11 protein-coding genes are annotated in these 12103 nt (G+C 35.3%); 10 read left to right on the top strand and 1 reads right to left on the bottom strand.

Translation table 11 applies throughout. The features are described 5' to 3' along the window. Positions 1–7 precede the first annotated feature (7 nt). The 9 genes from K6959_RS09275 to K6959_RS09235 all read left to right on the top strand — a co-directional run bounded on the left by K6959_RS09275 (position 8) and on the right by K6959_RS09235 (position 9562). Positions 8–1066, top strand: coding sequence for a cysteine protease StiP family protein (locus tag K6959_RS09275; RefSeq protein ID WP_223086321.1), 1059 nt, complete (start codon positions 8–10; stop codon positions 1064–1066). A gap of 55 nt (positions 1067–1121) precedes the next feature. Further along, positions 1122–1973: an HAD family hydrolase gene (locus K6959_RS09270; protein ID WP_223086319.1), complete on the top strand. Its 852-nt coding sequence runs from the start codon at positions 1122–1124 to the stop codon at positions 1971–1973. A gap of 432 nt (positions 1974–2405) precedes the next feature. Beyond that, complete coding sequence (locus tag K6959_RS09265) at positions 2406–4049, top strand: YceG family protein (RefSeq protein WP_223086318.1); 1644 nt, start codon at positions 2406–2408, stop codon at positions 4047–4049. A gap of 4 nt (positions 4050–4053) precedes the next feature. Beyond that, entirely contained in the window at positions 4054–5154 is a 1101-nt protein-coding gene (locus K6959_RS09260; RefSeq protein ID WP_163242425.1) for a toxic anion resistance protein, read from the top strand. Between the two features lie 110 nt (positions 5155–5264). Beyond that, a complete protein-coding gene (locus tag K6959_RS09255; RefSeq protein ID WP_223086316.1) occupies positions 5265–5873 on the top strand; it encodes a TerD family protein in 609 nt (202 codons plus the stop codon). Between the two features lie 55 nt (positions 5874–5928). Beyond that, a complete protein-coding gene (locus K6959_RS09250; protein ID WP_223086314.1) occupies positions 5929–6507 on the top strand; it encodes a TerD family protein in 579 nt (192 codons plus the stop codon). A 1000-nt stretch (positions 6508–7507) separates the two neighbouring features. Then, on the top strand, positions 7508–8212 hold the full coding sequence (locus K6959_RS09245) for an anthrax toxin lethal factor-related metalloendopeptidase (protein WP_223086313.1): 705 nt from the start codon (positions 7508–7510) through the stop codon (positions 8210–8212). A gap of 70 nt (positions 8213–8282) precedes the next feature. After that, positions 8283–9077 carry a thymidylate synthase gene (locus K6959_RS09240; RefSeq protein ID WP_163242421.1) on the top strand — a complete coding sequence of 265 codons (795 nt, stop codon included), beginning with the start codon at positions 8283–8285 and terminating at the stop codon, positions 9075–9077. Beyond that, entirely contained in the window at positions 9074–9562 is a 489-nt protein-coding gene (locus K6959_RS09235; RefSeq protein WP_163242420.1) for a dihydrofolate reductase, read from the top strand. The genes K6959_RS09240 and K6959_RS09235 overlap by 4 nt, the downstream gene beginning before the upstream one ends. Positions 9563–9766: 204 nt before the next feature. On the opposite strand, the gene trhA is transcribed toward K6959_RS09235, so the two are convergent. After that, positions 9767–10390 carry a PAQR family membrane homeostasis protein TrhA gene (gene trhA / locus K6959_RS09230; protein WP_163242419.1) on the bottom strand — a complete coding sequence of 208 codons (624 nt, stop codon included), beginning with the start codon at positions 10388–10390 and terminating at the stop codon, positions 9767–9769. A 314-nt stretch (positions 10391–10704) separates the two neighbouring features. Between trhA and ilvA the strand changes: the two genes are divergently transcribed. Next, entirely contained in the window at positions 10705–11973 is a 1269-nt protein-coding gene (ilvA, locus tag K6959_RS09225) for a threonine ammonia-lyase IlvA (protein WP_223086311.1), read from the top strand. Positions 11974–12103 lie beyond the last annotated feature (130 nt).

Here is a 12103-nt window from a genome sequence, read left to right as displayed (position 1 = left end):
TAAAAAGATGAATCCAGTATTTTTAAAGCCGAAAAAAATTGGTTCGTATGATGAAAAAGATGTCATTTTTTTATTGAAAGATTTAAGCAATTACAAACTTGAGGATTCTACTGAAAATCGAGAAAAGCTCGTTCAAGGAGGCCAGCATTATAGTGAAACATTACCGATAGAATATCAGCCTCCAAGCGAGTACGTTCATTTATTTTGGAAATCGTTAAATGAATATAAGCAAAAACTAGCATTATATGTTGGAATAACAGCAGAGCAAATTTATCGATTAAAAGGAAAGAAGACTGTACTTGTTTCATTGGCAAGAGCCGGAACGCCAATTGGAATTTTAATTCGCCGCTATCTTGAGTATCGTTATGAGCTCATCGTTCCTCATTATAGTATTTCAATTATTCGTGATCGAGGTATAGATGAAAATGCAATTCACTATATTTTACAACGACACCCCGGCTGGTCGATACAATTTATTGACGGTTGGACAGGAAAAGGTGCGATTTCAAAAGAGCTAACAAAGGCTTGTCAGAAATTTAAAAACGACTATGGTGTGACTCTTGATGACACACTTGCGGTATTAGCGGACCCAGGATATTGTTCAACTCTTTACGGAACTCGTGAAGATTTTCTTATTCCTAGTGCCTGCTTAAATTCGACTGTTTCTGGGCTAGTGAGCAGAACTGTTTTAAACGAGCAATTAGTCGGTCCAACTGATTATCACGGTGCTAAATTTTATCAGGAGTTAATGCCGGTTGATGTATCCAATGAGTACATTCAACATATTGCACTTGAGTTCCCAGCAGTTCAGGAAGCTGTAAAAAAATATAACGAAACATTCACTCAAAAACAAGCTGCAACTTTTCAAGGGATGGAAGACGTGAAAAAAATTCAAGCGGAGTTTGGCATTGAAAGCAGTCATTTTGTAAAGCCAGGTGTTGGTGAAACGACACGTGTATTATTAAGACGAGTTCCTTGGAAAATTTTAATGAAGGATACGAATAGTCCGTATGTTCGCCACATTATTATGTTAGCAGAAGAAAGGAATGTGGAAATCTTACATTAACCAGAAATGAGCTACACTTGTTGTGGTTTAATTCAACCTTTAAGGAGCCAAAATAATGTCGACTCATAATCATCATAAAGAAGCTTGGAAATCAAGAAAAATCATGTTTGCATCTGATCTTGATCGAACAATAATTTATTCAACGCGGGCGTTAAAACAATATCCGTTATTACATGAAAAACGACTTATCTCTGTCGAAAAAAAAGCGGGTGAGGATACCGCCTTTATGACAAAAAAGACATTAAATTTGCTTTTAGATATATGTAATGATGTGCTGTTCGTTCCTGTAACGACAAGATCAATTCAACAATTTATCCGGCTCCTGCTCTTTGAGCACGGAATACTATTACCGTATGCTATAACATCCAATGGAGGTACAGTTCTTGTTGAAGGTAAGCTAGACAAACAATGGCAGGACATGATGACAAACTTATTAAAAAACACTAGCTCTCCAAGACAAGAGATTTTAAGTTTACTGCAAAAACATTCATTGAATATAGAACAAAAAATAAAAGTAGTCGATGATTTGTTTTTCTACTGCCGCATAGACTCACCGTTACATATTCAAGTCCATACGCTTAATGAAATTGTAAATCCATATGGATGGAATGTTTGGCTTCATGGAAAAAAATTATATTTTATTCCGAAAGTCGTGAGTAAAGGGAGAGCGGTTAACTATATAAAAGAGAAAGAAGGGATAACCACAGTGTTAGGGGCTGGAGATTCCCTATTAGATGAAGAATTTTTAATTCATTGTACGAAAGGATTCATACCGAAACACGGGGAACTTTCTAAAAAGAATACACAGTCATTAAAAGATTATTATATTTCAGAAACAGAGGGTATCGCTGCCGGAGAAGAAATTGAAAGCCAAATTTTACGATTTATTTCAAATGGTAATCTTTAAACCATTTTTTTATTAATAAAAATAGCAATACACTTAATAAATAAATGATGAAAAAAAACTTTTTACAGGTGAAAAAGAAATACTCTTTTTGACGTAGAAAGTAACAACGTAAAAAAAAAAGTGCATAAAACAATAAATCAATATAAATAAACAGTTCAGAAACCATTACGTCTTGGATGTCATCAAGCGCTTGGTCAAGTTGATTTTTTAGACTTCTTCTATTTAAAAATCTCATCTCGTTTCACCTACAATCATTCGATAATTTACTATATACTTGGACGAGATAAAAGGTGAGGAGCATCTTTTTTAGAAAAATGAAACTTTTTATATTTATTATCGTATAAACTACTAGAATTCCTAATTGCTCATCACCAAATATGTTATGATTAAGAAAAAGTTTTATTTTTCGTATTAAAAAGGGAAGGGATTAATATGTTTCCATCATACAACCAATTACATACACACATTTTGCCCTTGTCATATGAAAATTGGTTGACTACGTTAAAAAAATCAATTAATGAAAGACCACAATATAAACTAGAAAATGGTACAATCCATATTGGCCAAGTGCTGGTGAGGTTTTTAGGAATCCCCTTTGATGAAGATGAATACTACAACAACTTATTTGAATATGTTCGCTCTAAAGATGTGCAATTGCATTTATTAAGTGAAGAGTCAATTGATAAAACAATTGACAATCATCAATTTCAGGCGATTCAAAAAGTATTGCAAATCCACCGTGAGCAAAAATTATCAATTAATCGTTTTGTTGCCTTTCTTGATGGGGAACAGCTTCTCCTAAAGTCGAGCAACCATGCTGTACATAGAAAGATTCGCGAAAGTATGATTGACCTCTTGTCAACGTTTGAGACTCTTGAAAATAATGGTCTGAGCAGTAGCGATTTACGGCGTGTTCTTGTCGATGTAGTGAAATGGACGAACAATCATTTGAAAGATTTGTTAATTAATGCTGATCCGGAAAAAGAAATGCCCAAATTTCTTTGGTATGGAGAAGCGACGAAAAGTCACCAATATTTTCTCTACTATTTAATGAAAATTGGCTGTGACATCATGATGTTTCATCCTGACGGGACAGATGTTTTACAAAAATTCGATCCAAATCAGGAACTAACATTTGTTCATACATATCCAGAAAAGAAAGAACCTGAGCCGTTTCCAACCGAAAAAAGACGAAGAACTTCTACAGTTGCGTATCGTGCATCTCGCGAAATTGAATCGATCTTAAACCATGAAGGCTCAGGACTTTACAAACCGTGGCAACTGCGTGATTATACTCCATCTTCCGTTACATTAAAAACAACGTATGATGAGTTATTTCTTTTAATTAAAGAAAAGGCAATGATTCGACCGAACTTTGAAGTGAAAAATGGCGAGGTTAAAATCCCTTCAATTTTTGCAAAAGTTCAAGGAGTAAGTAAAAACCGAAAAGAATATTGGGATCGCATTCACGGGGTTATTCAACTGGAAGATTGTCTTTTAATCAAGAGATTTCCATTTACATCAAATATAAATAATGACTTTCGTTTTCATTATCGTAACTCACTTGATAAAGACGGGCTATTAAATCCAGATAAAATAATGAATGCACATTTTTGGAAGTATGGTCATTTACCAGGGGGCTTGCAAAAAGGAATTGCAAATGCAGTCAAAAATATTTGTCGACAGCCTCATTTTAAACCGATCCATCAAGAAACAGAAGAGGATGTCAAAATGTATCTGTTTACCCAAGCAATGCAAATCCCAGCATCAATATTAAAGTTACTGCAGAAATTTGACTACTCGCAAGATGTACCAAAACTGATTCTTTATAATAATGAATTAAATGGAACAATGACGAGACCTGATGCGGCTTTACTGCTTTTATTAAACCATTTTGGAATAGATATTGTACTTTATAATCCGCCGGGTCAAAATGATATCGAAAATTATCTTGATGAATCTTTATATGATATTCATTGGCTTGAAGATGTTGTGTTTGAACAAGAATTTAAAGAACCGTCTATTTTTAAAAGAATGTTTTCTCAAAATATTTTTAAAAACTTAAGAGGTGACTAGTCGTATGAATCAATTGCAAACTCAAGAAGCAAGTTTAGTAACAACAAATCCAGACGATAAATTGACAGAATCAAAAGTATCAGAAATTAAGCTAGCGCTTCGAAACGAGCCTGAAGTACAAAACTTAGCTCGTTCGATTGATGAACGCGATCAAATTCAAGTTCTTGAATTCGGAAAAGAACCAGCAGTTCAAATTTCACGCTTTTCAGATCAAATTCTTTCAAATATGCGAACAACAAAAGTTGAAGACTCTGGAGAGCTGCTAAAGCAACTTGGCAAGATTATGGACAAGTTCGATAAAAAAGATTTTGAACAAACTTCGGGTGGATTGTTTGGGAAGCTTTTTAAACGTGGTGAAAAACTAGTTGAAAAGCTATTTGGAAAATATCAAACGATGGGACAGGAAATCGATAAAATTTATGTAGAGATTTCTAAATATCAAAACGAAATGGTAGAATCAACGAACATGCTCGAAGACATGTATGAGCAAAACTATCAATATTATTTAACATTAGAAAAATATGTCGTAGCAGGTGAAATGAAATCGGAAGAGCTAAAGAAGAACCAATTGCCGCTTTTAGAAAGTCGAGCAGCAAATGGGGATCAGCTAGCATCTATGCAGCTTGATTCATTAAAAAATATTATCGAACTGCTTGATCAACGTGTGTATGATCTAGAAATGGCAAAAATCGTTTCGTTGCAAACTGCACCGCAAATTCGTATGCTTCAACGAGGCAATACGAAATTAATCGGAAAAATTAACTCTGCTTTTGTGACGACAATTCCGATATTTAAAAATGGACTTATTCAAGCTGTTGCCGCTAAACGTCAAAAGCTTGTAGCTGATTCAATGAGTGAGCTTGATCGCCGAACAAATGAAATGCTCGTTCGCAATGCACAAAACATCGCTCAGCAAAGTGCAGACATAGCCAGACTTGCTGGTAGTCCAAGTATTAAAATTGAAACAATCGAAGAAACATGGAACATTATTATGAAAGGAATGGAAGAAACAAAATCCATTGAAGAAGAAAACAAGCGTTTACGTGAAGAAGGAACGAAACGCTTGGAACAGCTGCAAAACAACTTTAAAAATGCAAAAATATAAGGCTAAGCTTTGTATCGTTTCCTAACAGGTAAGTCATGAGACTGTTCAAAACAATAAAGATAAAGTACATCGTTTTTTAACGCTCAAATCAACATATAGAGGTGATAAAATTGGCAATTAATTTAACAAAAGGTCAACGTGTTGACTTAACGAAAGGACAACCTGGATTATCAAAAATATTAATAGGTTTAGGCTGGGACCCTGTTAATGGCCGGGGCGGAGGAGGTTTTCTAGGCTCGCTTTTTGGAGGAGGCTCCGCGAATATTGACTGCGACGCATCGGTAATATTGCTCGGTGAAAACGATAAGCTGAGAAAAAATAATGATGTTGTTTATTTTGTAAATCTCAAAAGCAGTGATGGAAGTGTAAGACATACTGGAGATAACTTAACAGGTCATGGAGATGGAGATGATGAGCAGATCATTGTCGATCTAAATAAAGTATCATCCTCAATCCAAAAGCTTGTCTTTGTCGTAAACATTTATAATTGTGTGAAAAGAAAGCAACATTTTGGAATGATTCGTAATGCGTTCATTCGCGTTGTGAACCATACTAATAACGAAGAACTTATTCATTACAATTTAACAGATGATTATTCTGGAAAAACAACATTGATCGTTGGAGAAATATATCGTAATGGGAATGAATGGAAATTCGCAGCTGTTGGTGATGGAACAACTGCATCAACCCTTGGGGAAACAGTAAGATCTTATACGTAAGCATAAAAAACGGCACAATCAGCTAAGAAAATATTAATTTTTGAGGTGAGATATCGTGACGATTAATTTATCAAAAGGTCAACGAATTGATTTAACAAAAACAAATCCTGGGTTAACAAAAATAATTATTGGTTTAGGATGGGATACAAATCAATATGATGGCGGACACAACTTTGACTTGGATGCTTCAGCATTTTTAACGGATGAAAATGGGAAGGTAACACAAGATTTAGATTTTATTTTTTATAATAATTTTAAGCACTCAACTGGTTGTGTAGAACATACAGGCGATAACCGCACCGGTGAAGGAGATGGGGATGACGAACAAATAAAAATTAATTTTAGTAAAGTGCCATCTCATGTACATCGAATTGCAATTACAGTTACAATACATGATGCAGATGTTCGCAATCAAAACTTTGGGCAAGTTTCAAATGCTTTTGTTCGTGTAGTAAATGAAGATACGAATCAAGAAGTTTTACGTTATGATTTAGGTGAAGATTTTTCAGTAGAAACAGCTGTCGTGATTTGTGAATTATACCGTCATGGTAGCGAATGGAAATTCAGTGCGATTGGCAGCGGATTTCAAGGCGGTTTAGCTGCTCTTTGCCGAAATTTTGGATTGCAAGTTTAATAGTAAACAGCTACATAATTAAGCTTTTAAATTGTGGTCAAAGTTGTCTCTTTCATCCGAGGAAGTACAAGCAGAAAATAAGGCGTTTGTCAACAGTCTGAAAAATTTTCAAAGCAAGTCAATATAAGAATTAACCACCTTCAGACTGATTGAAAACGCTTGCCAGTCAAGGCGTGCCACACGAGGCGGAAGCGAATAGAACACTCGTTCATGAGCTGACAACGAAGTGCGATGAATGAAGAATACGGGAGTTTGTCAACATTCTGAAAAATTTTCAAAGCAAGTCAATATAAGAATTAACCACCTTCAGACTGATTGAAAACGCTTGCCAGTCAAGGCGTGCCACACGAGGCGGAAGCGAATAGAACACTCGTTCATGAGCTGACAACGAAGTGCGATGAATGAAGAATACGGGAGTTTGTCAACAGTCTGAAAAATTTTCAAAGCAAGTCAATATAAGAATTAACCACCTTCAGACTGATTGAAAACGCTTGCCAGTCAAGGCGCGCCACACGAGGCGGAAGAGCGAATAAGAACATTCGTTCATGAGCTGACAACGAAGTGCGATGAATGAAGAATACGGGAGTTTGTCAACAGTCTGAAAAATTTTCAAAGCAAGTCAATATAAGAATTAACCACCTTCAGACTGATTGAAAACGCTTGCCAGTCAAGGCGCGCCGCACGAGGCGGAAGCGAATAGAACATTCGTTCATGAGCTGACAACGAAGAATGCGAGCGTTTGTCAACAGTCTGAAGCTGCCATTGTGCAGCTTTTTTTACTAAGCAATACAATGCTTCGTCTCATTCGTATGAAACGACCAACTTTCACGAGAAAACCAATAAATCAACAAAATGATCATATTTTTACCTCCCACACTACCACTTTTTCTCATCAAACATGTCATTCTCTATCCATATTTTCATATGTTATAATTTTAATAATGTTGTTTTGATCGTAAATTATTAAACCTATACACAAAAAGAAAGGAGATAAATAGAAATGGTTAAACGAATCATGATGTTCATTTTTTCTATTACTCCTCTCTTTATGTTTCAATCATCGCAACCATCTTATCAAAGTATTCCTTTGAAACATTATGCGAGTGACTCTTCATTTCGACAATTAATGTTTTTGCATTCATTTGACTTGTTAGGGGATATCATTGTTCTACCAAATGAACCATTTGATCATGTAGAAGCTGCTTCCATTATTACGCGGGTTGATCGCCTGCCGGAATCAATGTTATTAAAACTCCGTGAAAAAGAGATTAAAATGAAGTTATTTGAGGGAAAATTAACAGATAATCCAACAGTAAAGCATCTTCGAGGACAAACACCCCGAGGATATGAAAAAATAGGTACGAAGTGGGATGAAGTCCCAGGCATTGGCGGTTCAAAGTTAATTTTAGTTAAGATTGGTCATAGTGAAAAAGGAAAAAGTCACGGTTCTATTAATCTAGAACTTCATGAATTAGCTCATTCAATCGATCGTTATCTTTATAATGAAATCCGTCATCAAGAAGACTTTCAAAAAATTTGGAAGGAGGAAAGAGGAGCGGTTTTCCCTAATAATGCCTATTTTTTAAAATATCCTGAGGAGTATTTTGCTGAGTCGTTTGCGATGTATCATTTAAATGAACAAACTAACAGTAATTTAAAAAAAAATGCGCCTAAAACGTATGCTTTTATACAAAATTTAAAATAGTGTCATTCATGAATCAGATTTGATAAAATAGAAATCATTATGATTTTAAGTGTAAAGGTGTGTTTTTGAAATGAAGCAATATTTAGACCTATGTAGACATGTGTTAACGAATGGAATTGTGAAAGATGATCGAACAGGTACGGGCACTGTAAGTACATTCGGATATCAAATGAGATTTAATTTGCAGGAAGGTTTTCCTCTCATAACAACGAAAAAGCTTCATCTCAAATCGATTATTTATGAGCTGCTTTGGTTTTTAAAGGGCGATACAAATGTACGTTATCTTCAAGAAAAGGGCGTTCGAATTTGGAATGAATGGGCTGATGAACAAGGAGAGCTAGGACCGGTGTATGGTCATCAATGGCGTTCATGGACTGGAGCTGATGGACAAACGATTGACCAAATAAGTCAATTACTTGAGCAAATTAAGCATACTCCTAATTCGCGCCGCTTAATTGTAAATGCATGGAATGTAGCGGAAATCGATCAAATGGCATTGGCTCCATGCCATTGTATGTTTCAATTCTATGTTGCGGACGGAAAGCTCTCATGTCAATTGTATCAGCGTTCTGCAGACGTATTTTTAGGTGTGCCATTTAATATTGCCTCTTATGCACTGTTAACGTTAATGATTGCTCAAGTGTGCGATTTAGAGCCGGGAGAGTTTGTGCATACGTTCGGTGATGTTCATATATATAAAAACCATATTGATCAAGTGAAGCTACAATTAACGAGGGAACCGAGAAATCTACCACAAATGCGGTTAAATCCGGATGTAAAGGACTTATTTGCTTTTCAGTATGAAGATTTTGAGCTCGTTCATTATAACCCTCATCCACATATAAAAGGGAAGGTGAGCGTATGATTTCACTTATTTGGGCAATGGATGAAAATCGTGTAATTGGAAAAGAAAATAAACTTCCTTGGCATATTTCAGAGGATTTAAAATTTTTTAAAAGAGTGACGATGGGACATCCGATTGCAATGGGCAGAAAAACATATGAATCAATCGGGAAGCCGTTGCCGGGACGGGAGAATATTGTTATTACTAGAAATCAGCATTTTACTTGTCAGGGCTGTACAGTTTTTTCTACAATCGATGAGTTAATTGCATATGGAAAAGGAAAAGCTGACGAAATATTTGTCATTGGTGGAGCAGAAATATTTAAAGAGGTTTTACCTTTTGCAGATCGTTTATATGTGACGATGATACACCATCAATTTGAAGGAGATACATATTTCCCACTTTTTTCACTTGAGGACTGGACTTTGATAAAACGAGAACAAGGACCGAAAAATGAAAAAAATCCATATGACTATGAATTTCTTTTTTATGAGCGAAGCAAATAAAAAAAGAAGAGTGGCTGTTGAGAAACACTCACATTCTTCGTTGTAAGCTAATGGATAATATGTTCTATTCGCTTCTGTCTCGTGATAAGCGTTTTCAAGTCTTTTAAGCGCATTTGCTTTAAAGTTAAGGCTGTTCCGATGATGTTGGAACAGCCTTTTGATGATGAAAAGAAGACAAACATATGTTAACTTTATTTATAATTATTACACATAAAGTAAAATGCAAAAATACATAAAAGAGCTTCCTGCTAATACGAATATATGCCAAATTGCATGGTGGTATGGGATCTTTCTCCATACATAAAATAGTGAACCGATCGTATATAAAATCCCACCTGTTAAAAGTAAAGTAAATCCACTCGTTCCGAGGGCTTCGTATAATGGTTTAATTGCAATAATGACAAGCCATCCCATCATAATATAAATAAGTGTCGATAGGATGATAAACTTTTTTACGAAAAACATTTTAAATACAATTCCAGCGATTGCAAGAGTCCAAATAACACCGAATAAAATCCAGCCAAGCCCGCCGCGCAGAGGAATTAACACAAACGGTGTATATGTTCCGGCAATTAATATGTAAATGGCAGCGTGATCAAGAATTTCAAAAACATATTTTGCTTTTCGATGTTGAATGCTATGGGTTAATGTAGAAAATAAATAAAGCAAAATCATTGATCCCCCAAAGACTGTAAAGCTGACTACATACCATGGATCGTTCGTTTTAAGAGAAAAAATGATCAGTAAGACAAAGGCCGGGATACTTAAAAGAAAGCCAATTCCGTGTGTAATAGCATTTGCAACTTCTTCACGTATTGTGTAGGTCATCTATACTCCTCCTCCTACATAATCATAACCATTCATTTGAAATTATTACCATTTTATTTTTATTCCACTTCACCATTTTAACGCTTTAAAGATAAAAATTCAATATAAATAATAATAATATGCAGAAAAATAAAATAATTTGAAAATATGATTGAATTGGAAAAATTCCGTGGTATAATGAAAAAATTATAAGTGAAACTTTGATCAAAGAGAGTCACAATATTATTATGTTATCTTTTTCACATATTAACAAAGGAATGGTTTGATTCTCGATGGGATCATAAAAATGAAAAGACAGGAAATGAGGGTGAGTCATGGTACAGAAGGTAATGAATCAGAAAGGAGTAAATGTAGAGGACATACTGATCGCCTATCAGCATTTAAAAGATGTTGTAGCTCATACACCGCTACAAAAAAATGAGCGCTTATCAGAAAAATATGAAAGTAATATTTATTTAAAACGCGAAGATTTACAGCATGTCCGCTCGTTCAAACTTCGGGGAGCATATTATTTAATGCAATCTCTTCATGCTGATGAACTAAAGAATGGAGTCGTATGCGCAAGTGCCGGAAATCATGCTCAAGGAGTAGCGTATGCTTGCCGGCATCTCGGAGTAAACGGAAAAATCTTTTTGCCTACAACAACACCAAGGCAAAAGGTGAATCAAGTCGAGATGTTTGGCAGAGATTTCGTCGAGATTATTTTAACAGGCGATACATTTGATGATGCATATAACGAGGCGGTAACATGTATGAAACAGGAAAGCCGACGGTTTATTCACCCGTTTGATGATAAAAAAGTCATTGCAGGGCAAGGTACAGTGGCAGTAGAATTGTTAAACGATTGTGAAGAAAAAGTTGATTACGTCTTTGCCAGTATTGGTGGCGGGGGATTAATGGCTGGACTTAGCACTTATATTAAAAGTGTGTCCCAAGATACAAAAATGATCGGTGTAGAACCGACAGGTGCACCAGCTATGGAGAAATCACTGTTTAATAACGAAGTAACGATCTTAAATGATATTGATAAGTTTGTTGATGGAGCTGCTGTTAAAGGTGTCGGTGAAATGACATTTGACATATGTAAACAAAACGTCGATGACATTGTACTCGTTCCCGAAGGTAAAGTATGTACAACTATTTTAGATCTTTATAATGAGCATGCGATTGTTGTTGAACCAGCAGGAGCATTACCAATTGCAGCTTTAGATCAATATAAAGAGCAAATAAAAGGAAAAACAGTTGTTTGTATTATTAGCGGAGGGAATAATGATATCGGCAGAATGCAAGAAATAAAAGAACGTTCTCTTCTATATGAAGGGTTGCTTTATTATTTCATCGTTAATTTTCCGCAACGGGCTGGTGCTCTCCGCGAGTTTTTAGATGAAGTGCTAGGTCCGACGGATGATATTTCCCGGTTTGAGTATACGAAAAAGAATAATAAAGAGGATGGTCCTGCTCTCGTTGGAATTGAATTAAAGAAAAAAGAAGATTATGAAGCACTTATTTTAAGAATGAAGAAAAAAGGTTTTCCTTTTACAGAAGTAAATAAAGATAGTAATTTATTTCACTTGCTCGTGTAACATAAATCATGTGGATGTTGAAATGAGAAAAGTCACACTTGGAAACCATTGCTATTCTTTTATGAATTTATCATGACATTCCTTTCTCCTTTTAGCTGATACTAATATAAACATACTATAATCGTAATAA

Origin of the sequence: Bacillus aquiflavi (assembly GCF_019915265.1) — a bacterium.
Classification (GTDB): domain Bacteria; phylum Bacillota; class Bacilli; order Bacillales; family Cytobacillaceae; genus Bacillus_BT; species Bacillus_BT aquiflavi.
Note: the sequence above shows the minus strand (reverse complement) of the source record. Positions and strands in the feature narration are given on the sequence as shown.